Here is a 23872-nt window from a genome sequence, read left to right as displayed (position 1 = left end):
AGGAAAATCATGTCTCTCGCTGAACTCGCACCGCAATACATTCGGGCCATTGCGCCTTACCAGCCCGGCAAACCCATTTCCGAGCTTGCCCGCGAGATGGGGCTTGATCCGGCCAAAATCGTCAAGCTGGCTTCCAACGAGAATCCGCTCGGCATCAGCCCCAAGGCGCGTGCGGCCATGGAACGGGAACTGGCGGACATCTCGCGCTATCCGGACGGCAACGGTTTCGAGCTCAAGGCCAAGATTGCGCAGAAGTTTGGCGTTGAGCAGAAGCAGATCGTATTGGGGAACGGCTCCAACGATCTGCTGGAAATGATTGCGCATGCCTTCCTCGTGCCGGGCGATTCGTCGGTCTACTCGCAGTATGCTTTTGCGGTTTACCCGCTGGCCGTTCAGGCGACCGGCGCGCGCGGAATCCAGGTCCGCGCTATTGACTACGGTCATGATTTGTCCGCAATGCGCGCAGCCATCGAGCCCTCGACCAAGATTGTGTGGATCGCCAATCCGAACAACCCGACCGGCACGCTGGCGCGCCCCGGCGATCTGGTGGAGTTCTTCGAGCAATGCCCGAAGAACGTGCTGATCGTTCTGGACGAAGCCTATACCGAGTACCTCGCGCCGGAGCGTCGCCCGGATTCGCTGGGCTGGCTGAAGAAGTACCCCAATATCATCATCACGCGCACGCTGTCCAAAGCGTACGGTCTGGCCGGCTTGCGCGTCGGTTTTGCGCTGGCAAGCCCGGAAGTGGCCGACATCGTGAACCGCATCCGCCAGCCCTTCAACGTGAACAGCCTGGCCCAAGCCGCAGCCTGCGCTGCGCTCGACGACGAGGAATTCCTGCGCGAATCGGTGCGCATCAACAACGAAGGTATGAAGCAGATCACGGCAGCCTTCGTGCGCATGGGTGTACCGTTCATTCCCGGCTACGGCAACTTCGTGACCTTCCATTGCGGCGATGCGCAGATGCTCAACCGCTTCATGCTGGAGCGCGGCGTGATCGTGCGCCCGCTGGGCGGCTACAATATGCCCAACAGCCTGCGCGTGTCGATCGGACTGCCGGAAGAAAATGCGCGCTTCATCGAAGTGCTTGAAGAAGCCATGAAGGTTTGAAGGAGGCAATCATGTTTGGCCAAAAACCGCGTTACGTTTCCGAGTTCGCGACTTTCATGAACGATTATCTCAAGGCGCATCCGGATGTCGCGCAAAGCCAGATCGACGGGTTCGCGCTGCTCTGGGACAAGGGTGCGCTGAACGAAGAAGAATGGCGCAGCTACGACCAATCCAGGGTCGGGCAAAAGCCTTATCCGTATCTGACCAATTGAAATTGCAGGAGAAAACCATGCGAATCGGCACCCCGCTCTCGCCGTCGGCCACCCGTGTCATGCTGCTGGGCAGCGGCGAGCTGGGCAAGGAAGTCGCGATTGCCCTGCAACGCTTCGGCGTCGAAGTGATCGCCGTCGACCGTTATCCGAATGCCCCGGCGATGCAGGTTGCGCATCGTTCGTACGTCATCAGCATGACCGATGCAGCCGCTTTGCGTGCGCTGGTCGAGACGGAAAAGCCGCACCTGATTGTCCCGGAAATCGAGGCCATCGCGATCGAGGAACTGAGCCGGATCGAGGCGGAAGGGCTGGCGCAGGTCGTGCCCAACGCTCGCGCCATCAACCTGACCATGAACCGCGAAGGCATTCGCCGGCTGGCGGCCGAAGAGCTGGAGCTGCCGACTTCGCCGTACCGCTTTGCGGGCAGCCTCGAAGAATTGCGCGCCGCGACGGCGGTTATCGGTTTTCCATGCTTGGTGAAGCCGACGATGTCCTCTTCCGGCAAGGGGCAGTCGATGCTGATGTCCGCGCAGGACGTGGATGCAGCATGGGAATACGCCGCGAGCGCCGGGCGTGTTAATCAGGGCAGGGTGATCGTCGAAGGATTCGTCGATTTCGATTACGAAATCACGCTGTTGACGGTGCGTGCCCGCAACGCAGAGGGCGAGATCGAAACCTGTTTCTGTGAACCCATCGGCCACCTGCAAAAGAGCGGCGACTACATCGAAAGCTGGCAACCGCAACCGATGAGCCCGATTGCGCTGGAACGTTCCACGATCATTGCCAAGAAAGTAACGGAGGCACTGGGAGGCTGCGGCCTGTTTGGTGTGGAGTTGTTCGTCAAGGGCGACATGGTGTGGTTCTCGGAAGTCAGCCCGCGCCCGCACGATACGGGTCTTGTGACCCTGATGAGCCAGCGTTTTTCCGAATTCGAACTGCATGCCCGCGCCATTCTCGGCCTGCCGGTCGATGCATCCCTGCGCGACCCGGCCGCGAGCGCGGTGATTTACGGTGGCATGGATGAAACCGGCATCGCCTATGAAGGCGTCGCAGAGGCACTGGCCGTACCGCGTGCCGACCTGCGCCTGTTCGGCAAGCCCGAGGCTTTTTCAAAACGACGCATGGGCGTGGCGCTGGCCGCAGGAGCGGATGTCGACCAAGCCCGCGAGCGCGCCCGCCATGCGGCGGCGCAGGTGAAACCGGTTAAACCCTGATCCAGCGTTTCAGAAATGACAAAGGCCGCAGATTGCGGCCTTTGTCATTTCATGGCGGGGAAATCAATATTCCCAGAAGATGCGCTGCAGTTCCTTGGTGTCGCTGGTCTTGGTCAAAGCTAGCGCAGCCAGCAGGCGGGCTTTCTGCGGCTTGTGGTCATGGGCCACGACCCAGTCGTACTTGTCGTCAGGCTGTTCGGAATTGCGCAGGACGAAGCCATCCGGTACGCGGGAAGCGCGTACGACGATCACACCCTTGGCGCGCAGGTTTTGCAACACGGGAACCATGGTGTTGCCCACCGAGCCATTGCCGGTGCCGGCATTGATGATGGCTTTGGCGCCGGACTTGGCGAAGGCTTCATAGGCAGCCGGGCCGACATTGCCGTAGGCATAGGCGATTTCCACTTGCGGCAGGGTATCGATCTTGTCGATGTTGAACTCACTGTTCATGGTATGGCGCTTTACCGGAGCACGGAACCAGTAGGTCTTGCCTTCGACGATCATGCCCAGCGCGCCCCATTGGCTGGAGAAAGCGTTGGTCTTGATGTTGACCATCTTGCTCACGTCGCGGCCGGACTGGATGTCGTCGTTCATGGTGACCAGCACGCCTTTGCCCTTGGCATCCTTGGCGGCGGCCACGTTCACGGCGTTGTAGAGGTTGAGCATGCCGTCGGCAGACATGGCCGAACCGGGGCGCATGGAACCGACCACGACGATGGGCTTGTCGGTATGCACGGTCAGGTTGAGGAAGAAGGCGGTTTCTTCCAGTGTATCGGTGCCGTGGGTGACCACGATGCCGTCAACATCCGCTTGTTTGGCCAAGGCGGAAACCCGCTTTGCCAGCTTGAGCAGGTGTGCGTTGGTGAAGCTTTCCGAGGCGATCTGGAAAACCTGTTCGCCGCGCACGTTGGCAACGTCCTTGAGTTCCGGAACCCCGGCGATCAGCTTGTCCACAGGAACCTTGGCGGCCTGGTAGGTGGCGCTGTTGGCGGCCGTGGCGCCTGCACCGGCAATCGTGCCGCCCGTTGCCAGGATCACGATGTTGGGCTTGTCGGCCCAGCAAGAAAAGGAAACGAGCAGGGCTGCGCAACCTGCGGTCGTTTTCAACAAGAGGTTTCTGAGTTTCATTTCTGGTAACTCCTTGAGTTGTAGGTGTCGGTTATTTGTTGATTTTGTTTTGATGCCGCAATCGACCCTGGATGAGAGTCAATTGCAACGCCGACTAGCATACCGCCCCAGCGGAGACAAAGACGGTTGGGGATTTCCTGCATGTGGTCAGATTCACGTTTTTTGACTGGCAGAAACAACGATGCCGCGAAATTTCGCGGCATCGTCAGGATTGCAATGGGAGGCTATACGTTGCGCCGTTCAATCAGCGCCTGCGCAATGGTGCCCGGATCGACGTGCTCCAGTTCGCCGCCGACCGGCAGGCCGCGTGCGATGCGGCTGACCTTCAGCCCGCGGGCACGCAGCATTTCTGCCAGATAGTGCGATGTGGCTTCGCCTTCGGCGGTGAAGTTGGTTGCCAGAATCACTTCTTCCACGCAGCCGTCGGTTGCACGCTTCAACAGCGGCTCCAACGCGATGTCTTTCGGGCCGATGCCATCCAAGGGTGAGAGCCGGCCCATCAGCACGAAATACAGTCCGTGGAAGGCCAGCGTCTGCTCCAGCATCAAGAGATCGGTTGGCATTTCGACCACGCATAGCTGTTTGCGGTTGCGGCCGGGGTCGGTGCAGATTTCGCAGATTTCGGCCTCGGTGAGCGTGTTGCAGCACTGGCAATGACGGAGCTTGCCCAATGCTTCGCCGATGGCCTGGGCCAGCTTGCCGGCGCCAACTGGATCGCGTTGCAGCAGGTGGTAGGCCATGCGGGTTGCCGACTTGGGGCCGACGCCGGGCAGCACGCGCAGTGCCTGGATCAGGGTCTGGAGAGGGGGTGGGGTGGACATGGTAATGAGGATGGAGGTGCGAGTTGCAGGAACGGGTTTTTCACCTCACTCCTTGCTCCTCACACCTCACGGCAGGATCAGAAAGGCATCTTCATGCCCGGCGGCAGCGGCATGCCGGCGGTGGCCTTGGACATACGCTCCTGCGTGGCTGCTTCGGCCTTGCGCTGGGCGTCGTTGAGCGCGGTGACGATCAGGTCTTCGAGCATGTCCTTGTCGTCGCCCATCAGGCTTTCGTCGATGCTGATGCGCTTGACGGTGTTGGTGCAGGTCATGGTGACCTTGATCATGCCGGAACCGGACTGGCCTTCGACTTCGACCGTGGCGAGTTCGTCCTGCGCCTTCTTGATGTTGTCTTGCATGAGCTGGGCTTGTTTCATCATGTTGCCCAGTGCGCCCTTGTTGAACATGTCTGCTCCTTGAATCAGGTTGGTTTATAGCGGTTTGATCGAATCGGGAACCACGGTCGCGCCAAAATCGCGGACCAAAGCTTGTACGGTGGGATCGTTCTGGATCGAATCTTCGGCCTCAAGCTGGCGTGCCGCGCGTTCGCGCTGATTTTGCGCTGCGGGTGTGTCGGCCACGGCTTCGCTGATTTCCACTTTCAGTGCGACGGGCTTGCCGAAATGGGCTGCCAGCGCATCTTTCAGCTTTTCCTGGTAGTCGCGGGTGGCGACTGCCCGGTGTTCGGCGGCCACGCGCAGCGAGATGCTGTCGGCGTCGTAGGCGCTGACTTCGGCATGCTGTGCCAGCATCCCGGCCGCGCCGAGCTTGAGCTGGCTGACGAGCCCGCGCCAGTTGCCATCGAAGTCGCGCGGGGCGCTGGTCTCAGCCGGCGCTTCCTGCGCCCACGGCAGATTGGTTTCGGCGGGCGCGTCTGGTGCGGCGGCTTCTGCTGCCGGTGGGACCTGAACCGGTGTTGCCTGCGGCGGCTGTGCCGTCGGGCGAGCAACCGGTGCCGGGTTTGCCGCGACCGGGGTCGGCTGCGACAGAGTGACTTGCCCCGGTTGCGCCGGTGCAAAGGCCAGCATGCGCAGCAGCGTCATGGTAAAGCCGGCATATTCGTCGGGCGCCAGCGGAAGGTCGCGGCGGCCATGCAGCGCGATCTGGTAATAGAGCTGGGTGTCTTCCGGCGAGAGCGCTTGTGCGACGGACAGGATGTTGTCGCGCGCCGGCAGGTCGTCCGCTATGGCGCCCGGCACCTGTTGGGCCACGGCGACGAGATGCAGCAGGTGCGCGAGTTCGTGCAGCGCGGCTTCATAGGACAAGCCGCGGCTGGCGATGCTGTCGGCTGCAACCATGAGTTGGGCGCCATCCTTGGCGATCAGTGCGGCGAGGATGTCGAACAGGTAGCTCTGGTCCACCGCGCCGAGCATGGCGCGCACACCGGCTTCCTCGACGCTGCCGGCGCCGTAGGCGATGGCCTGGTCGAGCAGCGACAGCGCATCGCGCATCGAACCGTGCGCGGCGTGGCCGAGCAGATTGAGCGAATTGGGCTCGAACGGAATGCCTTCCTGTGTCAGAACATGATGCAGGTGGCCGGCGACCTGCTGTGGTGTCATCTGCCGCAGGCTGAACTGCAGACAGCGGCTCAAGACGGTGATCGGCACTTTCTGCGGGTCGGTCGTTGCCAGAATGAATTTGACGTGGCCGGGTGGCTCTTCCAGCGTCTTCAGCATCGCATTGAAGGCGCTCTTGGAGAGCATGTGCACTTCGTCGATGATGTAGACTTTGAAGCGGCCGGTGGTCGGGGCATACTGGGCGTTGTCCAGCACTTCGCGGATGTTGTCGATGCCGGTGTTGGACGCAGCGTCGATTTCCAGCAGATCGACAAAGCGCCCGCTGTCGATCTGCGTACAGGCCGAGCACACGCCGCACGGTTCTGCCGTGATGCCGGTCTCGCAGTTGAGCGCCTTCGCCATGATCCGCGCGATGGTGGTCTTGCCCACGCCGCGCGTGCCGGTCAGCAAATAGGCGTGATGCAGCCGCTCGCTGGTGAAGGCGTTCGCAATCGCACGGATCACGTGCTCCTGCCCCACGAGCTGGGCGAAATTTTTAGGGCGCCATTTGCGCGCCAGAACTTGATAGGCCATAGGCCGGGATTCTAGCAGATGACGCACCAAGCAGAAGCAAAAGACAAACTCCGTTGCCGATTTTCCGTCTGGATCGGTCTGCTCGCTTCCCTGGTGTTCATGAGTACCCAACTGGCGCATGCGGAATCGCTGCCGCCCACCGTGCAAAAAGCCCTGCGCCAGGCGCGCATTCCCGCCAGTGCCCTGAGCATTTCCGTGGTGCCGCTACAGGGCAAGGGGCGGGCATTCCATCAACATGCAGATGCGCCGGTCAACCCCGCTTCACTGATGAAGCTGGTGACCACCCACGCGGCGCTGGACTTGCTGGGGCCGGCCTACGAGTGGACGACGGAAATCCGCGCCCTGGAAGCCCCCGCCAATGGCATCCTGCAAGGCGATGTTTACTTCAAGGGCTACGGCGACCCCAAGCTCACGATGGAGCGGGTCTGGCTCCTGCTGCGTGATCTGCGTGCGCGCGGCGTGCGCGAGATTCGCGGCGATCTGGTGCTCGACCGCAGTTATTTCCGTTTGCCTGTGGCCAACAAGGAATTTGACGACGACGGCAACCAGCCGGATCGCCCTTATCTGGTGACGCCCGATGCGCTGCTGGTCAATTTCAAATCCTTGCGCCTGAGCGTGCGGGCGGAAAAAGGCGAGGCGGTAGCTTCACTCGATCCCCATTTGCCTGAAGTAGGGTTGGAAAACCATGCCCGGATAACGGGAACGAGAACATGCGAGCGCTGGCCGGACGAACTGGAAGCGAAAGTCGAGGATACGGGCAACGGCGTAAAAGTGATGCTCGCAGGCGAAATGCCGGCAGGATGCGCCGCCGTGCGCCATATCGCGCTGCTTGATCACCAAACGTACACTGCCAGCCTGATCAAGACACTGTGGCGCGAATCGGGCGGAATCTGGCGCGGCGGCGTGCGCCAGGGCGAGGCACAGGCGCAGGCGCAGGTATTGGCTACAAGCCGCTCCCCGGCATTGCCCCTCATGCTGCGCGACGTCAACAAGTACAGCAACAACGCCATGGCGCGGCAGGTCTATCTCACGCTGGGCGCAGCACTCGGACGAGAGACGGACGGCCCGGATACGCCAAGCCGCTCCAATGCCGTCGTGCGGCGCTGGGTAGCATCCCAAGGCTGGAGCTGGCCGGAGCTGGTACTGGAAAACGGATCGGGATTATCGCGCAACGAGCGCATCAGCACCCGCCACCTGACCGACCTGCTGGCCCACGCCTGGCGCGGACCCTGGGCTGCGGAATTCATTTCCACGCTGCCGATTGTGGCCATCGACGGCACCATGAGAAAACGCCTGGTTGGCGAACCGCTCGCTGGCGAAGCGCACATCAAGACCGGCACCCTCAAGGGCGTACGCAGCGTGGCTGGGTATGTACGAGGCCAGAACGGCAGCGTCTGGGCCGTGGCTGCCGTGATCAATCATCCGTATGCAAAGGTCGGAGGTAAGACGGTGCTGGATGAGGTGTTGCGGAGTGTGGGCATGCGCAAGGCGGCTCGTTGAACGGGAGCGCAGAAAAAAGGCCGGAGGCTATCCGGCCCATACACCTCAAGACTGAACGGTGTTCTGTACTTTACCCAGGCCGTACCAATCCACTTTCCGCGTAATCGCCATGGCGCAGGCCAGCAGCAGGAAGAGCAGCATCGATCCCATCAGCAAGGCGTTGTCTTCGGAAACCAGCAGGCCATAGAGCGCGGCATACAGTAGCGCCAGCCAGCCGCTGAAGATCAGGCTGCGCAATTTCGAATGCAGCACGCTACTCAGGTAAAAACCGATCAGGCCGACGCAGGACAGGGCCGCAATCAGGTAGGAAATCCGGAATGACAGATGCTCGGACAAGGCCAGCAGCAGAAGGAAGAACAGCGCCAGGGCAATGCCGACCAGCCCGTATTGCACTGGATGGATCGGCAGACTTTTCAGGACTTCAAACAGCGCGAATACGGCAAAAGTCAGCATCACGAACAGAAAACCATATTTGGCGGAACGCTCGGTTTGCTGGTAAATGTCCACGGGTTGAGTGAACGTGATGCCACTGGCAAGTTGCTCGACATGGCTTGCCGCAGTCGATTTGTTGCCGGATTCCTGAGCCAGTATCTGTGACAGGTGTTGCGGCAAATTGGTGGCTAGGTGGCTGGCCTGCCAGTGCGCAGTGAAGCCCGATTCCGATACCTCACGGCTGGCCGGAAGCATGTGCCCGCCAAAGCTCGGATGGGGCCAGGGCGAGGTGATTGAAACCTTGGTGTCTTCGCCCATTGGCAACCAGCCGAGCCAGCGTGTGCCGCGCAGTTTCAGTTTGAACGAGAAAGGCAGCGATCCGCCTTCGGCGACGGGCAGCTTGATGTCGGCATGAATTCCATTACCCAGACCGCGCACGCCTTGCCCCGGCGCGAAAGTCAGGGTCTGGTTGCCGAGGCGGATTTCCGGTGCATTCACAATGCCGCGGTTGTCGGATAGCCCAACCACCACCGAAGGCGTGAGCCATTCGATGCGCGCATCTGGCGTGGTTTTGATTCCGGCGTGTGGAGAAACCTGAAACTCCCCGGCGAAATCCAGATCGCTCTGGTAAAGCAGCGCCTCGAAAATGCCGCGTTTGCGGGTTTCGGTCTGGACTTGGCCCTTGATCTCCAGCTTTTTCGGGTACAGATAGGCGGTTTCCAGCGTTTCCTGAATCCGTGTGCTGAGACGTCCGTCCTTGTCTTTTTCAAGCACGGTTTTGGATAGCTTGTAGGGCAAGACAATCAACGGCCCCGCCACGGTTTGGCGAGCACTGGTCTTGCCGGCAATTTCCTGCTGTACCTGATCGCGCCTCGTAGCGCGTTCGGAAATGGCGTTCTTGATGAACATGAGCGGAATCAGCAACAGCAGCATGAGCACAAAAATCAACGCTGCCTTGGATAACAAAGTTCTTTGCATGATGGCCTCCTGACTGTGAGTAACAGCATCAGGTTAATGGCCATATGTGAGGAGCGAATGGGGTAAAAGTGAAGTTGTGTGTGCTAGTAGTCAGTCACACAGATTCTCCTATGTTCGGCACGTTCCGCATCCCCATTCGCTTTGTCGCGCATCCTCGCCATAGCCGTGCTATGGCTGCGGTTCGCTTCGCGCGACTGGGGCGCGGATGCGCGCCTCGGCATCTACGCAAACCTGTGTGACTGACCACTAGGACCGGAAAGTCATCGTGGCTACGGCACCACCGTCCGGATGGTTGCTCAACGTGACAGTTCCGCCATGCAATAGCGCTACTTCGCGCACAAAAGCCAGGCCGAGTCCGGTGCTCTTGCCGCTGCCGTCCGGGCGGGGCAGGGAGTAGAAGCGTTCGAACACCTGATTCTGGGCATAGTCAGGGATGCCGGGGCCATGGTCGCGCAGGGTCAATGCCGGAGGATCGGCTTGCACCGAGAATTCGAGCGAGCCGTTTTCCGGGCTGAAGGCAATGGCATTGTCGAGCAGGTTGGCTATCGCCTGTTTCAACAGGAAGGCTTCGCCGCGTACCGGGACGGCTGCATCTTGCGGCAGGGTAATATGCAATTTGCGTGCCGCGAGCTGGGGCTGGAATTGGCTGGCCACCTCTTTGACCAGTTCGCACAGATCAAGCTCTTCTTCGCTTTCCAGCCGGCGGCGGTGTTCGATGCTGGCGAGGTTCAGCATGCGTTCGATCAGCGATTTGAGTCGCCCGACCTGTTCGCGGATATGGCCGGTAAAACGGGCGTGGTCGTCTTCCAGCATGGCAGGGTCTTGCAGCAATTCTGCCGAGCCCTGGATGGCGGTGAGCGGGCTTTTCATTTCGTGGGTCAGCGTGGCGACATATTGCTCCACGTACTGGCGGCCTTCTAGTCGTTCGCGCATCGCCTCCAGCGCTGCGCCCAGTGTGCGCAATTCCTTGACCGAGAGCTTGGGTAGATCGGCGCGTTCGCCGCGCGAGACTGCAGCAGCATAGGCTTCCAGCTTTTGCAGGTTATGGTGCAGACCGAGTGCGACAATCAAGCCGATGGCGAGCGTAATACCGAGCAACAGCCAACCTGCACGGCGGATTTTCGTTTCGCTGCGTTCAATGTACGGCTGCACCAAGCGGTTGGGTTTGGCGACGGTCAACACGCCGACGATGCGGTCTCCGTCGCGGATTGGCGCGGCGACGTGCATGACGGTCCAGTCGCGATATTCCGGGTCTTCCACGGTGGTACGGGCACCGTACTGGCCGCGTAGCGTGAGGTAGACATCGTTCCAGCGCGAATAATCCTTGCCAAGCGCTTCGCCACTGGAATCGAAGCGGACAATGCCCTTGTCGTCGGTGACGTAGATACGGAATCCCGGCTCGTCTTTGAGCATGCCCCACAGGCGCATCTGCTGCGGGCGGGCCAGATAGCGCTCTACTTCCGAGGCAAAGCGGCCGGAGGGAAGTTTGCCGGCAACAAGATCGTCACGGGCAATTTCCGCGAGCAGGCTGGCCGTATCGACCAGCGTGTCTTCCATAGCTTGGCGCACGCCGGGTTTTACCTCATCGACAAACACGTTCAGCACGAACCAGGCGGCGACACCAACGATCAGAAAATAACCGAGCAGCAGGCGCAGGCTCAGGCGCATGGCGGAATCCGGCTCAGGCTGTAACCCAGACCGCGGTGGGTGATGATCGGGTCGAAGTCCGGCACTGCGGCACGCAGTTTGGTGCGCAGGGTCTTGATGTGGGTATCGACCGTGCGCTCGTCGGTATCCAGTGCATCCTGCCAAATGCGGTCCATCAGTTGTGCGCGGCTGAAGATGCGCTCCGGGTGTTCGATCAGTTCGGCGAGCAGCAGGAATTCGTAGCGGGTGAGGGTCAGCGGCTGACCGTGACAGGTAATGCGCCCGCCGGCGCGATCCAGCGCCAGTGCTGCGGATTCTGGGGCAGATGTTATCTGGCGTGCAGCCCGGCGCAGGATGGTTTTGATGCGTGCGGCCACTTCTCGCGGGCTGAAGGGCTTGGTTACATAATCGTCAGCGCCGATTTCCAGCCCGACGATACGGTCGATTTCATCCGAGCGCGCGGTCAGGAACAGAACCGGAACATCGCTGGTTTTGCGCAGTTCGCGGCAGACATCGAAGCCGCGCATGTCCGGCAGACCGACGTCCAGCAAGATGCAGTCGATTCCGCCTTGAGCTAGGCGTGCCAGCGCGTCGCGCCCGAGCGTGACCCATTCCGTGGCAAAGCCCTCAGCCTTGAGGGAATAGAGCAGGGTGTCGGCAATGGCGGCTTCGTCTTCGACAACGAGCACAGCACCCAAGAGACTCATACCCGGTATACATGAATGACGCCAACCACCTCGGACAAGCGCACGAAGATTCGCTGCAACTGGTCGGTATCGCGAATCTCGATGGTGAAGCGCATCTGGGCGCGGTTGTCCTTGGAGAGCGTGTTGACCGCGGTGACGTTGATCTTTTCCCGTGCCAATACTTCCGAAAGATCGCGCAGCAGGCTGTGGCGGTCGTGGGCTTCGACGAGGATTTCGACGGCGAAAACCTGTCCGGCTTGCGGTTTGCCCCAGTCGGCGCGGATCAGGCGTTCGGGCGAGGCGGCAGCCAGACGTTTCAGGGTCGGGCAGTCGGTGCGGTGGATGGAGATGCCGCGCCCTTTGGTGACGAAACCGATGACGGGATCGGGCGGCACCGGTTTGCAGCATTTGGCCAGCAGTGTCATGAGCTGGTCGACGCCTTCGATCAATACCCCCTTGCCTTGCTGGTCGGCGCGCGCGGCGCGGATCAGGTCGTCGGGATTGATCGGCATCGGCGGGGCTGGGGGCTCCATGACCGAGGTCAGTGTGGCAGCGAGTTCGCGCAGGCTGATCTCGCCGTGACCGAGCGCCAGATAAACGTCTTCGATGCTCTTGCGCTCAAGGCGCGCGGCAATGGCTTCGAGCTTGCTGTGATGGGTGACGCCGGCGCGGGAGGCTTCGCGTTCGAAGAGGGTGCGGCCCGCTTCGATGGCGATGTCCTGGTTCTGTTGCCTGATCCAGTGGCGAATCTTCTGTTCGGCGCGATGGCTCTTCACGTAGCCCTGATGCAGCCAGTCGAGGCTGGGGCCGCCTTCCTTGGCTGCCAGAATTTCCACGCGCTGGCCGTTTTCCAGTGCCGTGTAGAGTGGCACGATCTGGCCGTTGACCTTGGCGCCGCGGCAGCGGTGGCCCAGATCGGTATGAACGTGATAGGCAAAATCAACCGGCGTGGAGCCCTTGGGCAGCGCGACCACGCGGCCTGCGGGGGTAAGCAGGTAGATGGTGTCGTCGAAGAGTTCCGACTTGAAGGCGTCCGCAAGATTGCCGCCTTGGGCCATGTCTTCGCGCCAGTCCAGCAACTGGCGTAGCCAGGCGATTTTTTCCTCGTATTTGCTGTCGCCTTGTCCGCCTTCCTTGTAGCGCCAGTGCGCGGCCACGCCGTATTCAGCGTGTTCGTGCATCTCGAAGGTGCGGATCTGCACTTCCACCGCTTTGTCCTCCGGGCCGATTACGGCGGTATGCAGGCTGCGGTAGAAATTGCCCTTGGGGTGCGAAATGTAGTCATCGAACTCGCCCGGAATCGGCTGCCAGAGGTGGTGGACGATGCCCAGCGCGGTGTAGCAATCCTTGAGGTCGTCGACCAGGATGCGGACTGCGCGCACGTCGTAGACCTCGGAAAAATCCAGCTTCTTCTGCTGCATCTTTTTCCAGATGCTGTAGATGTGCTTGGGGCGGCCCATGAGGTCGGCCTTGACGCCGGCGGCATTCAGTTCGCGGCGCAGAGTGGAAAGCACTTCATTGATGAAGTTCTCGCGGTCTACGCGCCGTTCGTCGAGCAGCTTGGCGATGCGCTTGTAGGGCTCGGGATGGAGGTAGCGGAAAGTCAGGTCTTCCAGTTCCCACTTGATCTGCCAGACGCCCAGCCGGTTTGCGAGCGGCGCATACAGGTCACGCGTTTCCTGCGCGATGCGGCGGCGTACGTCGTCAGGCGCCTTGGCAACGGCATGCATGGTCTGGGTACGCCAGGCAAGCCGGATCAGGATGGCGCGAATGTCTTCCACGAGAGCAAGAATCATCTTGCGCAGGGCTTCGATCTGCTGGGCAGCATCGGGATGTTTGTGGTTGTGCGGTGTGCCCAATACCGAAACCAGCTCGCGAATCTTGCGGATGCTCTCAATCAGCTTGACGACTGCGATACCAAAGCGTTGTTCGATGGTTGCCAGTACATCCGGCTTGATGTCCGGCATCGCAAACAGTAAGGTGGCGATGACCGAATCGGCATCAAGACGGAGGTCCGCGACAATCGAAGCACTGGCGATGGCGTGGCGCAGCAGCGGGCAGCCGGTGTCTTCATAGGTCTTGTCGCGATACTCATCCTGCGCCCAGTGCAGCGCCGCAGAAATCCTTTCCAACTCCTGTTGGCTATAGCGGCTGGACAGATCTTTCAGCCAGTGTTGTGGGTTGTCGGCTTCGGCGATGGATTGGGCGAGAGGGCGGGTGACGGCTACCATTTTTAATCTTGTGAAATTCTTGAACCAGTTCTTGTTGGGGTAATCCTAATATCAGATTACAGGATAAGGGCATGTTGCCCGCAAACCAAGGCATTCATGGTAAAAAAAATATTACGCAACTGGTTGCCCGGTCGCGAGAAGTTGAATGAACACGCATTTCTGCGGCGCTTCGCTCACTGGTTTTCCGATCCGCGCTTGTGGCATGTGAATCGGCGCTCTGTCGCCCGCAGCGTCGTGGCCGGAGCCATTGGCGGATTGATCCCGGGACCGTTGCAAATGATCACGGCTGCTTTGCTGGCTTTGGCATTGCGCGGCAACGTGCTGGTCGCGATGCTGGTTACGCTCTACAGCAATCCCCTGACCATCGGACCTCTGTACTGGTTGGCGTACAGGTTGGGCGTGTTCCTTACCGGAGGCAATGGGTACGAACATCTGCCTCGCCTGTCTTCTCTGTCCGAAGTGGGGCTCACAGGTTGGCTGGAGGGGCTCCTTGAGTGGGGAAAGTCGCTAGGCTGGCCGCTGGCGGTGGGGTTGCCCGCATTGGCGCTATTGCTTGCGGCGCTGGGGTATTTGTTGACCCATCAGGCTTGGCGGCTGCATGTGCAATGGGAGCTATGGAGACGCAGCCGAAGGAAAAGTGGTTGAGCCCGTGCTGATTTTGAAGGGAGGAACAACAAGGGCGACCAAAATTGACCATCTGGCCTTAATTATTCCGCCGCCTTGCCGATATAACAGGTACGGGGAACGAGTTACGCCCCGGAAGGAGGATAAGACCATGTGGCGCTGTTATGACATGACTGAGGGACTGTTGCAGCTTGATGAAGCCGTGCAGCCTGATGCTGCCCCGCTTCCTTATGCCGAGTACAAGGAATTGCCGCAAGTCTGGCCTCTTCCCCGCCTTGTTGCGGTTGCCGAAGCGAATGAGGATTATCGCTTGATCCGGATTCCCCCGGGCTTCATTTCCTGCTGAATTCCACAACCGGGCAGCGCCGCGTCGCTGCCCGGTGTCTGTTGTGTTAAAGTTCTTGCTCAAGCAAACACCCTCAGGTTTTCGAGCCAAGAAGAATGTCCGGGGCGTGAACCTGCGGTAATCTGGGGGCTCCCTGACGTGCATCGACTGCTGTTTCCTTTTCTTTCCCTTTGTCTGGCTAGCCTGGCTCAGGCCGAGCGGGTTGCCATCGTCTCGGGCGAAACAAAACTGAACGCCGAATACAGAACCCCGATTCGCCCCGGCATGCCGGCTATCGTGCTACTGCACGGATGCGGGGGGCTGTATGGAAAATCCGGTGAAATCAGCGCCAGAATGACGCGCATGGGTGATCTGTTCCGGGAAATGGGTTATGCGGTCCTTTTTCTGGACAGTTTTTCGGCGCGCGGCATCAAGCAGGTCTGTTCTCCCCGTCCGCCCGTACGCGGTATTCCGCCCTCCGTGCGAGCGGACGATGCGGAGGCCGCCATTCGCTGGCTGCGCAAGCAAGGCGATGTCGATCCGGAGCGTATCGGTCTTGTCGGCTGGTCGCACGGCGCGGATGCAGTATTGGAAGTCATGGGGCGCAACAACAAAGCCGTCAAGGCCGGGGTGGCCTTCTATCCAAACTGCCGCCGGCTCTTCAGCCATAAACAGTATCGGATCTCGGCGCCTACGCTGGTTTTGGTTGGCGAAGCAGATAGCAAAACACCGGCGTCGGATTGCCGTGCGCTCTCGGATCAGACCGGGCAAGACCTCTTTTTTGTGGTGGGCTATCCGGATACCCAGCACGATTTCGATCGTCCGGTCCAGGCACCGTACAGCCTGTTCGATGTGCCCAATCGCATCCGTTCCGACGACAATGGCAACGAATGTGCCAATCCGCAGGCTGCCCAGGATGCTCAGCGCCGCACTTTCAAGTGGTTTTCGCGCTGGTTCGATCCCGAGCGCGCGCTGAAGGGAACGCCGCCGGTCAACAAGCCGCGCACTTGATGATCCCGCACAAACAAAACGGGCCACCCAATGAGTGGCCCGTTTTGTTTGAATCGACTCCGGCTCAGTAATTCAGCCCCATCGCTTCCTTGACCTCGCGCATCGTTTCCCTGGCGACTTCGCGGGCGCGCTCGCAGCCGTCGGCGACGATACTTTTCACCAAAGTCGGGTCTTCGAGATATGGCTGGGCGCGTTCGAACATTGGCTTTTGCTCGGCCAGCACGCCGTCGATGACCGGTTGCTTGCAGTCGAGGCAGCCGATGCCGGCGCTCTTGCAGCCCTGCATTACCCAGTCTCGAACGTTGCTGTCCGAATAGACCTGATGCAGTTGCCAGACCGGGCATTTTTCCGGATCACCGGCGTCGGTGCGGCGCACACGGGCCGGGTCGGTCGGCATCTGGCGGATCTTTTTGGTAACCGATTCGGCATCTTCGCGCAGGCTGATGGTGTTGTTGTACGACTTGGACATCTTGTTGCCATCGAGGCCCGGCATGCGCGCGGCCTCGGTCAAAAGCGGCTGCGATTCCGGCAGGATCATCTTGCCGCCGCCTTCCAGATAGCCGAACAGGCGCTCGCGGTCGCCATGACTAATGTTCTGGCTGTCGGCAAGCAGTGCGCGGGCGGATTCCAGCGCTTCGACATCGCCTTCCTGCTGGTAGCGCGTACGCAGCTCTTCGTAGAGCTTGCTCTTCTTGCCGCCGATTTTTTTTACTGCATCGCGGGCTTTTTCTTCGAAGCCTGGTTCTTTGCCGAAGACATGGTTGAAGCGGCGCGCGATTTCGCGCGTGATTTCAACGTGTGGAACCTGGTCTTCGCCGACCGGAACGAGGTTGCCGCGGTAGAGCAGAATGTCCGCGGCCTGCAGCAGCGGGTAGCCGAGGAAGCCGTAGGTCCCCAGATCCTTGTGGGCCATCTTCTCGATCTGGTCCTTGTAGGTCGGAACGCGTTCCAGCCAGGACAGCGGCGTGATCATCGACAGTGCCAGGTGCAGTTCCGCGTGTTCCGGTACGCGGCTCTGGATGAAGATGGTCGCCTGCGCCGGATCGACGCCGGCGGCGAGCCAGTCGATGACCATATCCCAAGTGCTTTTCTCAATGATGCTGACGTCGTCGTAGCTCGTGGTCAGCGCGTGCCAGTCGGCGACCATGAAAAAGCATTCGTATTCGCTTTGCAGTTTGACCCAGTTCCTGAGCACGCCGTGGTGGTGCCCCAAGTGGAGCTTGCCGGTAGGGCGCATGCCGGAGAGAACACGATCGGGATACATTTGGAGGTTCCTTGCTTGTCAGGTTTGTTGTCAGAGAATGAGGCGAATCAGGCTATAGCCGAGGCTGAGGAAAGGGGCCATCAGGGTGCCGAGCACGCCGAAAGCCATCAGGGCAATCAGGATGAACATGCCATAGGGCTCAATGCGCGAATACTGCCAAGCCAGGTTGCGCGGCAAGAGCGACAGCAGGATGCGCCCGCCGTCGAGCGGCAGGAGCGGCAGCAGGTTGAGCGCCATCAGCGAGATGTTGATGATGATGCCGGCGCGCGCCATCAGCATGAGCGGTACGGCAAAGTAATCCATGCCAAGAGAGCCCGACAGGCGCAGCAGCAGTGCCCAGAGCAGCGCCATGACGAGGTTGGCGCCGGGGCCGGCGAGCGAGACCCAGAGCATGTCCTGCTTGGGGCGGCGCAGCGCGCTGAAATTGACCGGAACCGGCTTGGCCCAGCCGAACACGAACCCGCCCAGTGCCAGGCACAGCAGCGGCATAACGATGGTGCCCAATAATTCGATGTGCTTGATCGGGTTGAATGAACAGCGGCCCAGCATCCAGGCAGTCTTGTCGCCGAAATGTTTGGCGGCAAAGGCATGCGATGCTTCGTGGCCGGTGATGGCCAGCAACACGGGGAGCGCCCAGACGGCGATTTTCTGGATCAGGTCTTCCATATGGCCTCAAAGCCCGAAGGGCGCGACATTGCCGCTCCCTTGCCGGACAAGTTCGGGAGCGTCGTTGGAAAGGTCGATGACCGTCGTGGGTTCAAGTCCGCAATACCCGCCTTCGATGATGAGATCCACATCGCGTTCCAGCCGGTCGCGAATCTCCCAGGCATCGGCCATCGGATGTTCCTCTCCCGGCAGCAGCAAGGAGGAAGACAACATCGGCTCGCCCAGCTCTTCGAGCAACGCCAGCGCAATCGGGTGATCCGGAACGCGCAGGCCGATGGTGGATTTCTTGGGGTGCCACAGCCGGCGCGGAACTTCCTTGGTCGCGAGCAGGATGAAGGTATAGGGTCCGGGCGTGGTGCTTTTCAGCATGCGGAACACGCGGTTATCCACCTTGGCATAGCTGCTGAGTTGCGACAGATCGTGGCAGGCCAGGGTCAGATGATGTTTGTCATCGAGCTGGCGGATGCGCCGGATACGATCCACCGCCGTCTTGTTGTCCAGTTGGCAACCGATGGCGTAACAGGAGTCCGTTGGATAAATCACCAAGCCGCCACCGCGAATGATTTCAACGGCTTGCTTGATGAGACGAAGTTGCGGGTTTTCCGCATTGATGGAGAAAAATTGGGCCATAGCGCGTCATTCTACTTGGTTGGCAGCCATTTGCTCCATACGGGTTCACATCCATCCGGCAAATCGCTGTTCAGACCCGGTTCGCGCGAGCCTTCGTTGGTGGCGTGGTAATCGGTGCCGCAAGAGGCTTGATAGCCGAATTCACGTGCTAATCGGCCAAAACGGGCAACATCGGCAATGCCGTGGCAGCCGGAGGCAACTTCCAGCGCGGTTCCACCCAGGCGCTTGAACTCGATCAGCAGCACGCGCAGGGTTTCCGGGCCCATTTCGTAACGTCCGGGATGCGCCAGCACCGCCACGCCGCCCGCGCCGGTGATCCACTCTACGGCTTCGTGCAGGCGTGCCCATTCGTGTTCAACGAAACCGGGCAGTCCGGGCTTGAGGTATTTGAAGAACACCGAGCGCACGTCCTTGGCCTTGCCGATTTCGACCAGATAGCGCGCAAAGTGCGCACGGCTGATCATTTCCGGATTGTCGGCATATTTGCGCGCGCCTTCCAGCGTGCCGGGAATGCCGGCTTTTTCCAGCGATGCGGCCATCATTTCGGCACGATGCCAGCGCCCGGCGCGCACGCTTTCCAAACCCTGTTTCAGCGCCGGGTTTTCCGGGTCGAAACCCAGCCCGACAATATGCAGGATATGCTTGCCCCAACTGACCGAGATTTCCACGCCGGGAATGAAGGTCAGGCCGAGCCTGGCTGCCTCGTCGGCGGCATCGGGCAGGCCGCGCAGGTCGTCGTGGTCGGTCAGCGCCAGCAACTGGCAACCGCGTGAGTGCGCCAGACGCACGACTTCGCGCGGCGGAAGTAAACCGTCTGAAACGGTGGAATGGCAGTGCAAATCAACTGGGATCATGCCGGGAATACTCCGGTGGATAGATAGCGGTCGCCGCGGTCGCAGACGATGGAAACGATCACGGCATTTTCGACTTCATCGGACAAGCGCAGGGCGGCTGCGAGCGCGCCGCCCGATGAAATGCCGGCAAAAATGCCTTCCTCGCGCGCCAGACGGCGGGCCATGGCTTCGGCTTCCTGCTGGGTCACTTCGAGGATGCGGTCGATTTTGGAAAAATCGCAGATTGCCGGGATGTACTCCGCGGGCCATTTGCGGATTCCGGGGATCGATGCGCCATCGCAAGGCTGGACGCCAACAACCTGGATCGCCGGATTCTGCTGCTTGAGATAGCGCCCCGTTCCCATGATCGTTCCGGTGGTTCCCATGCTGGAAACAAAATGGGTGATGCGCCCGTCGGTATCGCGCCAGATTTCCTGTCCGGTGGCTTCATAGTGGGCGAGCGGGTTGTCCGAATTGGCGAACTGGTTGAGGATGCGGCCTTCGCCGGCGCTGGCCATGGCTTCGGCCTGGTCGCGCGCGGCTTCCATGCTTTCGGTCAGGATCACTTCGGCGCCGTAGGCTTTCATGGTCTGGATGCGCTCGACGCTGGCGTTTTTGGGCATCAGCAGCACCATGCGATAACCGAGCATCGCGGCGGCCATCGCGAGCGCAATGCCGGTGTTGCCGGAAGTGGCCTCGATCAGGGTATCGCCGGGCGCAATCTCGCCGCGATCCTGTGCGTGACGGATCATGGAAAAGGCCGGCCGATCCTTGACCGATCCGGCCGGGTTGTTGCCTTCCAGTTTGACCAGCAGCACGTTCGAGGTGTCGCCCGGAATGCGTTTCAGGCGCACGAGCGGGGTGTTGCCGATAAAGTCTTCCAGGTAGCGGTACATTCCGTTCATTCCGGTGTGGATTCAGGTAGGGCGGGGCTCAGTCGGGCCAGAATTCGTTGCATCAGGCGCGCATAATCCAGCGCCAGTCCGGGTGTCCACACCATGGCTTCGGCGCGGTCGCGGATCGCTGCGGCGAGCCAGAGGTCGGTACTCGTCAACAGACGAAGCAATATCCAGAACGGCGAGCGGTGGGCCAGTGCACCTTCGATCCCCGCATCCAGCCCGAGAATCGCGGCGACAGAGCAGTTGCGGTCCGTGAGATTGTACGTCGCATCCTGCCGGTAGAAAGTCCAGAAAGCGCGCAAGCGCTGCGGATCGTGGCGGTAAAAATTGACAGTGAAGGTGTTTTCGCCGCCAACCGCTGATTCCATGGCGTAATCGCGCACGAAAACACCGGGCATGTCGTTGTGTCGCCCGGCGTGCAGCTTGCGGGCAAACTGGCCGGCGGGCACTTCGATTTCATCCTGTGGGCAATGGCTGATGTAGACATCCGGCGCCAGCTCAAGCACGGCGTGCCCGGTCGAAACCTTGCCGCTACGCGACAGGGTGGCGATGTAACGGTTGACGACTGGCAGAAAACGCGGATTTTCCGCGGTGGCTAGTGCGGTCCAAACCCGGAACTGCAGCGGGGTGTCATGTTGCGCGGGGCAAGGGGGTGGCAATTGCAGCGGACAGCCTTCATTGCGCAAGGGCGGCGGTACGCGGAAGAGCCCCATGCTGCCGAGCGGGAAATCCTGGCGCTTGATGCGGGTTCCGAGTTGCTGGATGGACCAGCCGGCCAGAATCATGCCGGTGCCCAGAACCACGCGGCTGTTGAATTCGTCCGGCAAGGGCCAGCTCGACAAGATCAGTAGCGCGAAAACACACCCGGCGATCCCCCACATCAGCGAGCGCCGCCAGCCATGAAAGCGGATCACGCCGGCAGCCAAAGCGCGCCAGATCCCGTTGACCAGGAACAGCGAGCCGAAAATCAGGCTGAACGAGAGCTGGTTGTCCCAGGGAAAATCCAGCACCAGCAGGGCGGCGACGACAAAGGTCATTCCCTTGAACCAGTCGAAGCGCTCATGCGATTTCCCTTTTTTGCCAGCGCCAACCAGCGTCAGCAGGCCCGCCAGCAGCAAGGCGCCCCCCAGGATCTCGACTGCGATATCGGCAACCCCGTCAAAGAGATCGACGATAATCACCGCGCCGGCCAGCAGCCAGACGAGCCCTGTCGCGACAAACCACGCCCAGTAACGCCGCAGCGCGTGTACGCCGATCAGAAGCAGGGCCAGTCGGAACATGCGGTTATCCGGGCGTTTTCATCGGGTTCAGGCGATGGTCACGCGCGCGAACTTGCGCTTGCCCACCTGAAGGACCACGGTTTCGCCCTGGGCAATGACCAGCGCTTTGTCGCCGACCTTTTCGCCGTTGATCTTCACCGCGCCAGCCTGGATGTCGCGCATGGCCTGCGAGGTGGACGGGCAGAGCTGGGTTTCCTTCAGTGCGTGCGTAATCGTGACCCCGGTGTCTTCAGCCGGGAGGGTGAATTCCGGCATTTCGTCGGGCATCGCGCCTTTCTGGAAGCGGGCTTCGAATTCGGCAAGCGCCGCTTCGGCAGCAGCCTGGCCATGGAAGCGGGCGACGAACTCCTGCGCCAGCATCACCTTGATGTCGCGCGGATTGCGCCCGGCTTCGACCTCGGCCTTGAATTGCTGGATTTCGCTCATCGGACGGAACGAGAGCAGTTCGAAATAGCGCCACATCAGCGTATCGGACACGCTCATGGTCTTGCCGAAAATTTCGTTGGCCGGTTCGTTGATGCCAATGTAGTTGCCGAGCGATTTCGACATCTTGTTCACGCCGTCCAGCCCTTCCAGCAGCGGCATCATCAGTACGACCTGCGCTTCCTGGCCGTTCTGCTGCTGCAGGGTGCGGCCCATCAGCAGGTTGAATTTCTGGTCGGTGCCGCCGAGCTCCATGTCGGACTGCATGGCGACCGAATCGTAGCCCTGCATCAACGGGTACATGAATTCGTGGATCGCCACCGGCTGGTTGGCCTTCATGCGCTTGCCGAAGTCGTCGCGCTCCAGCATGCGAGCCACGGTCATCGAGGCCGCGAGCTTCAACATGCCGGCTGCGCCGAGCGCATTGAGCCAGGTGGAGTTGAACATGATCTCGGTCTTGGCCGGATCGAGAATCTTGAAGACCTGGTCTGCATAGGTCTGCGCGTTGGCCTTGACCTGTTCCTCGGTCAGCGGCGGACGCGTGGCGTTCTTGCCGGTCGGGTCGCCGATGCGGCCGGTGAAGTCGCCGATCAGGAACTGGGCGTGGTGCCCCAAGTCCTGCAACTGGCGCAGCTTGTTGATCACCACGGTGTGGCCCAGATGCAGGTCGGGCGCTGTCGGGTCCATGCCGAGCTTGATCTTGAGCGGCTTGCCGCTCAGGCGGCTTTTTTCCAGTTTCTGGATCAGTTCGTGTTCCGGAATGATTTCTTCAGCTCCGCGCTTGATGATCTCCAGCGCGGCAAGGGTATCGGGATGAATGGTTTTTTCAGCGGTATCGGTCATGGTCGGCGGCTTGGAGCGGATTGCGCAAAGGCAGGATTATAGCGCGGCAAGGGGTTCCCGGCAGAGTCTGGTGATTCGGGGGATTAGCCGCCATGAAACACCGCCAGCCATACGGTCGGTTTGTCGGGGTGCGTCCAGTCCACGCGATGACGGCGGTGCGGCGGAATGTGAACGGCATCGCCGGGAATCAGCTCCACAACATCCTCCGGCTCGGCAAAATGCAGGCGGGCCGCGCCTGAAAGCAGCAACACCCATTCGCCCTGTGACTGGTCATACCAGAAACCGGGCGGGCTGCTCTGGCCGGTGGAGACGATCCGTTCGATGCGCACGCCATCCTGTTCCAGTAGGGTCTGGAAAATTTCGTGGCTGGAGTAGGTGGGGAGGTCGTGCAGCAGATTGGTTTTCATGTCGATGCGTCCAGTTCTTTGAGTTCGGCTTGAATCTGCTCAAGACGCGCATACAAAGGCGCCAGTTTTTTCCGCAAGCTTTCCACGTTGCGGCTGGCAGTTTTGACCAAGCCGGCGCGGATGGCATCTGGCGACGGTATGGCTTTGTATTCTTCGGCGGGGCTGGGTGTATCCGGGGTTCCGGCGCGAAAGGCGGCGAACTCCACGGCAAAGACGCACTCGCGCGATTTGGTGGCGGCGCAATCCAGCCTACCGTCCTTGATCCGGCACGGATTGCACATCCGCTTGCATTCGCGGCGCGGGATCGTATCCAGCGGCGCGGTGCGCGCGCGTTCCAGCGCGGCTTCGGCCTCGTGCAGCGCTTCTTCCAGTGGGGGGATTTCCTGCTGGAGCAGGGTGTCGCGATCCTCAAGCAGTTCTTGCCTGCGGAAGGGGTAATCCTCCAGTTTTTCGGGCATCGTCATGATGGAAGCCTCCATCAATCATGCTGTGCGCATCTGTTGTGCAAATGTAGGGTGCGCCATGCGCACCATCCCGACTTTTCATGTTTCAAACATAGCGTGATTCGGAGCCGGAGTGCGCTGGCCGCGCATGAAAGATGGATCGGCGGCTGTGATT

At 60.6% G+C, this 23872-nt stretch carries 24 protein-coding genes; 7 read left to right on the top strand and 17 right to left on the bottom strand.

Annotated features, from left to right (window positions below; translation table 11 throughout):
• Positions 1-9: 9 nt before the first annotated feature.
• From hisC to purT, 3 genes are read left to right on the top strand one after another with little or no spacing between them, the layout of a single operon-like run.
• Complete coding sequence (gene hisC / locus BMZ36_RS11065; protein WP_091196195.1) at positions 10-1110, top strand: histidinol-phosphate transaminase; 1101 nt, start codon at positions 10-12, stop codon at positions 1108-1110.
• 11 nt (positions 1111-1121) lie between these two features.
• Positions 1122-1322: a DUF3460 family protein gene (locus BMZ36_RS11060; RefSeq protein WP_091196191.1), complete on the top strand. Its 201-nt coding sequence runs from the start codon at positions 1122-1124 to the stop codon at positions 1320-1322.
• 17 nt (positions 1323-1339) lie between these two features.
• Positions 1340-2536, top strand: a complete 1197-nt coding sequence (gene purT, locus BMZ36_RS11055) for a formate-dependent phosphoribosylglycinamide formyltransferase (RefSeq protein ID WP_091196253.1) — start codon at positions 1340-1342, stop codon at positions 2534-2536.
• Positions 2537-2599: 63 nt separating this feature from the next.
• Here purT and BMZ36_RS11050 read toward each other — a convergent pair whose 3' ends face one another.
• The 4 genes from BMZ36_RS11050 to dnaX form a co-directional block, all read right to left on the bottom strand.
• Entirely contained in the window at positions 2600-3664 is a 1065-nt protein-coding gene (locus BMZ36_RS11050; RefSeq protein WP_091196187.1) for a type II asparaginase, read from the bottom strand.
• A gap of 224 nt (positions 3665-3888) precedes the next feature.
• The gene (gene recR / locus BMZ36_RS11045; protein ID WP_091196183.1) at positions 3889-4485 is read right to left on the bottom strand and encodes a recombination mediator RecR; all 597 of its coding nucleotides are present in this window, start codon (positions 4483-4485) and stop codon (positions 3889-3891) included.
• Positions 4486-4562: 77 nt separating this feature from the next.
• Positions 4563-4892 (bottom strand): YbaB/EbfC family nucleoid-associated protein, encoded by a 330-nt coding sequence (locus BMZ36_RS11040; RefSeq protein ID WP_091196179.1) that lies wholly within the window; start codon positions 4890-4892, stop codon positions 4563-4565.
• A gap of 24 nt (positions 4893-4916) precedes the next feature.
• Positions 4917-6575, bottom strand: coding sequence for a DNA polymerase III subunit gamma/tau (gene dnaX, locus BMZ36_RS11035; protein WP_091196176.1), 1659 nt, complete (start codon positions 6573-6575; stop codon positions 4917-4919).
• A gap of 18 nt (positions 6576-6593) precedes the next feature.
• Here dnaX and dacB point away from each other — a divergent pair, with 18 nt between their 5' ends.
• Complete coding sequence (dacB, locus tag BMZ36_RS11030; protein WP_091196172.1) at positions 6594-8075, top strand: D-alanyl-D-alanine carboxypeptidase/D-alanyl-D-alanine endopeptidase; 1482 nt, start codon at positions 6594-6596, stop codon at positions 8073-8075.
• A gap of 45 nt (positions 8076-8120) precedes the next feature.
• On the opposite strand, the gene creD is transcribed toward dacB, so the two are convergent.
• The 4 genes from creD to BMZ36_RS11010 all read right to left on the bottom strand — a co-directional run bounded on the left by creD (position 8121) and on the right by BMZ36_RS11010 (position 14049).
• Positions 8121-9485, bottom strand: coding sequence for a cell envelope integrity protein CreD (gene creD / locus BMZ36_RS11025; RefSeq protein ID WP_091196169.1), 1365 nt, complete (start codon positions 9483-9485; stop codon positions 8121-8123).
• A 246-nt stretch (positions 9486-9731) separates the two neighbouring features.
• Positions 9732-11153 (bottom strand): two-component system sensor histidine kinase CreC, encoded by a 1422-nt coding sequence (gene creC / locus BMZ36_RS11020; RefSeq protein ID WP_091196167.1) that lies wholly within the window; start codon positions 11151-11153, stop codon positions 9732-9734.
• Complete coding sequence (creB, locus tag BMZ36_RS11015) at positions 11144-11839, bottom strand: two-component system response regulator CreB (protein WP_091196164.1); 696 nt, start codon at positions 11837-11839, stop codon at positions 11144-11146. The genes creC and creB overlap by 10 nt, the downstream gene beginning before the upstream one ends.
• Positions 11836-14049, bottom strand: a complete 2214-nt coding sequence (locus BMZ36_RS11010; RefSeq protein ID WP_091196163.1) for a RelA/SpoT family protein — start codon at positions 14047-14049, stop codon at positions 11836-11838. Before BMZ36_RS11010 ends, creB begins: the two co-directional genes overlap by 4 nt.
• Before the next feature lie 96 nt (positions 14050-14145).
• Here BMZ36_RS11010 and BMZ36_RS11005 point away from each other — a divergent pair, with 96 nt between their 5' ends.
• The 3 genes from BMZ36_RS11005 to BMZ36_RS11000 all read left to right on the top strand — a co-directional run bounded on the left by BMZ36_RS11005 (position 14146) and on the right by BMZ36_RS11000 (position 16009).
• Positions 14146-14694 (top strand): DUF2062 domain-containing protein, encoded by a 549-nt coding sequence (locus BMZ36_RS11005; protein WP_091196161.1) that lies wholly within the window; start codon positions 14146-14148, stop codon positions 14692-14694.
• Between the two features lie 130 nt (positions 14695-14824).
• Positions 14825-15019: a hypothetical protein gene (locus BMZ36_RS14380; protein ID WP_143086042.1), complete on the top strand. Its 195-nt coding sequence runs from the start codon at positions 14825-14827 to the stop codon at positions 15017-15019.
• Between the two features lie 138 nt (positions 15020-15157).
• Entirely contained in the window at positions 15158-16009 is an 852-nt protein-coding gene (locus BMZ36_RS11000) for a dienelactone hydrolase family protein (RefSeq protein WP_091196158.1), read from the top strand.
• Between the two features lie 64 nt (positions 16010-16073).
• Here the strand turns inward: BMZ36_RS11000 and BMZ36_RS10995 are convergent, their stop codons facing one another.
• The 9 genes from BMZ36_RS10995 to BMZ36_RS10955 all read right to left on the bottom strand — a co-directional run bounded on the left by BMZ36_RS10995 (position 16074) and on the right by BMZ36_RS10955 (position 23718).
• A complete protein-coding gene (locus BMZ36_RS10995) occupies positions 16074-17273 on the bottom strand; it encodes a tryptophan--tRNA ligase (protein WP_091196155.1) in 1200 nt (399 codons plus the stop codon).
• Between the two features lie 30 nt (positions 17274-17303).
• Positions 17304-17939: a site-2 protease family protein gene (locus BMZ36_RS10990; protein WP_091196153.1), complete on the bottom strand. Its 636-nt coding sequence runs from the start codon at positions 17937-17939 to the stop codon at positions 17304-17306.
• 6 nt (positions 17940-17945) lie between these two features.
• Positions 17946-18569 (bottom strand): L-threonylcarbamoyladenylate synthase, encoded by a 624-nt coding sequence (locus BMZ36_RS10985; protein ID WP_091196151.1) that lies wholly within the window; start codon positions 18567-18569, stop codon positions 17946-17948.
• 11 nt (positions 18570-18580) lie between these two features.
• Positions 18581-19423: a 3',5'-nucleoside bisphosphate phosphatase gene (locus tag BMZ36_RS10980; protein WP_091196148.1), complete on the bottom strand. Its 843-nt coding sequence runs from the start codon at positions 19421-19423 to the stop codon at positions 18581-18583.
• Positions 19420-20298, bottom strand: coding sequence for a cysteine synthase CysM (gene cysM, locus BMZ36_RS10975; RefSeq protein WP_091196146.1), 879 nt, complete (start codon positions 20296-20298; stop codon positions 19420-19422). Before cysM ends, BMZ36_RS10980 begins: the two co-directional genes overlap by 4 nt.
• A 5-nt stretch (positions 20299-20303) precedes the next feature.
• The gene (locus BMZ36_RS10970) at positions 20304-21581 is read right to left on the bottom strand and encodes an HdeD family acid-resistance protein (protein ID WP_091196143.1); all 1278 of its coding nucleotides are present in this window, start codon (positions 21579-21581) and stop codon (positions 20304-20306) included.
• 27 nt (positions 21582-21608) lie between these two features.
• A complete protein-coding gene (gene tyrS / locus BMZ36_RS10965; protein WP_091196140.1) occupies positions 21609-22847 on the bottom strand; it encodes a tyrosine--tRNA ligase in 1239 nt (412 codons plus the stop codon).
• Positions 22848-22930: 83 nt separating this feature from the next.
• The gene (locus tag BMZ36_RS10960; RefSeq protein WP_091196138.1) at positions 22931-23254 is read right to left on the bottom strand and encodes a cupin domain-containing protein; all 324 of its coding nucleotides are present in this window, start codon (positions 23252-23254) and stop codon (positions 22931-22933) included.
• Positions 23251-23718: a hypothetical protein gene (locus tag BMZ36_RS10955; protein WP_143086041.1), complete on the bottom strand. Its 468-nt coding sequence runs from the start codon at positions 23716-23718 to the stop codon at positions 23251-23253. The genes BMZ36_RS10960 and BMZ36_RS10955 overlap by 4 nt, the downstream gene beginning before the upstream one ends.
• Positions 23719-23872: the final 154 nt, after the last annotated feature.

The organism is Formivibrio citricus (genome assembly GCF_900115065.1).
Lineage (GTDB): Bacteria > Pseudomonadota > Gammaproteobacteria > Burkholderiales > Chitinibacteraceae > Formivibrio > Formivibrio citricus.
Note: the sequence above shows the minus strand (reverse complement) of the source record. Positions and strands in the feature narration are given on the sequence as shown.

Excerpts from the sequence above, each read along its gene's own strand:
- hisC (WP_091196195.1), top strand. The coding sequence starts at position 10 with ATGTCTCTCGCTGAACTCGCACCGCAATACATTCGGGCCATTGCGCCT.
- BMZ36_RS11060 (WP_091196191.1), top strand. The coding sequence starts at position 1,122 with ATGTTTGGCCAAAAACCGCGTTACGTTTCCGAGTTCGCGACTTTCATG.
- purT (WP_091196253.1), top strand. The coding sequence starts at position 1,340 with ATGCGAATCGGCACCCCGCTCTCGCCGTCGGCCACCCGTGTCATGCTG.
- BMZ36_RS11050 (WP_091196187.1), bottom strand. The coding sequence starts at position 3,664 with ATGAAACTCAGAAACCTCTTGTTGAAAACGACCGCAGGTTGCGCAGCC.
- recR (WP_091196183.1), bottom strand. The coding sequence starts at position 4,485 with ATGTCCACCCCACCCCCTCTCCAGACCCTGATCCAGGCACTGCGCGTG.
- BMZ36_RS11040 (WP_091196179.1), bottom strand. The coding sequence starts at position 4,892 with ATGTTCAACAAGGGCGCACTGGGCAACATGATGAAACAAGCCCAGCTC.
- dnaX (WP_091196176.1), bottom strand. The coding sequence starts at position 6,575 with ATGGCCTATCAAGTTCTGGCGCGCAAATGGCGCCCTAAAAATTTCGCC.
- dacB (WP_091196172.1), top strand. The coding sequence starts at position 6,594 with ATGACGCACCAAGCAGAAGCAAAAGACAAACTCCGTTGCCGATTTTCC.
- creD (WP_091196169.1), bottom strand. The coding sequence starts at position 9,485 with ATGCAAAGAACTTTGTTATCCAAGGCAGCGTTGATTTTTGTGCTCATG.
- creC (WP_091196167.1), bottom strand. The coding sequence starts at position 11,153 with ATGCGCCTGAGCCTGCGCCTGCTGCTCGGTTATTTTCTGATCGTTGGT.
- creB (WP_091196164.1), bottom strand. The coding sequence starts at position 11,839 with ATGAGTCTCTTGGGTGCTGTGCTCGTTGTCGAAGACGAAGCCGCCATT.
- BMZ36_RS11010 (WP_091196163.1), bottom strand. The coding sequence starts at position 14,049 with ATGGTAGCCGTCACCCGCCCTCTCGCCCAATCCATCGCCGAAGCCGAC.
- BMZ36_RS11005 (WP_091196161.1), top strand. The coding sequence starts at position 14,146 with ATGGTAAAAAAAATATTACGCAACTGGTTGCCCGGTCGCGAGAAGTTG.
- BMZ36_RS14380 (WP_143086042.1), top strand. The coding sequence starts at position 14,825 with ATGTGGCGCTGTTATGACATGACTGAGGGACTGTTGCAGCTTGATGAA.
- BMZ36_RS10995 (WP_091196155.1), bottom strand. The coding sequence starts at position 17,273 with ATGTATCCCGATCGTGTTCTCTCCGGCATGCGCCCTACCGGCAAGCTC.
- BMZ36_RS10990 (WP_091196153.1), bottom strand. The coding sequence starts at position 17,939 with ATGGAAGACCTGATCCAGAAAATCGCCGTCTGGGCGCTCCCCGTGTTG.
- BMZ36_RS10985 (WP_091196151.1), bottom strand. The coding sequence starts at position 18,569 with ATGGCCCAATTTTTCTCCATCAATGCGGAAAACCCGCAACTTCGTCTC.
- BMZ36_RS10980 (WP_091196148.1), bottom strand. The coding sequence starts at position 19,423 with ATGATCCCAGTTGATTTGCACTGCCATTCCACCGTTTCAGACGGTTTA.
- cysM (WP_091196146.1), bottom strand. The coding sequence starts at position 20,298 with ATGTACCGCTACCTGGAAGACTTTATCGGCAACACCCCGCTCGTGCGC.
- BMZ36_RS10970 (WP_091196143.1), bottom strand. The coding sequence starts at position 21,581 with ATGTTCCGACTGGCCCTGCTTCTGATCGGCGTACACGCGCTGCGGCGT.
- tyrS (WP_091196140.1), bottom strand. The coding sequence starts at position 22,847 with ATGACCGATACCGCTGAAAAAACCATTCATCCCGATACCCTTGCCGCG.
- BMZ36_RS10960 (WP_091196138.1), bottom strand. The coding sequence starts at position 23,254 with ATGAAAACCAATCTGCTGCACGACCTCCCCACCTACTCCAGCCACGAA.
- BMZ36_RS10955 (WP_143086041.1), bottom strand. The coding sequence starts at position 23,718 with ATGACGATGCCCGAAAAACTGGAGGATTACCCCTTCCGCAGGCAAGAA.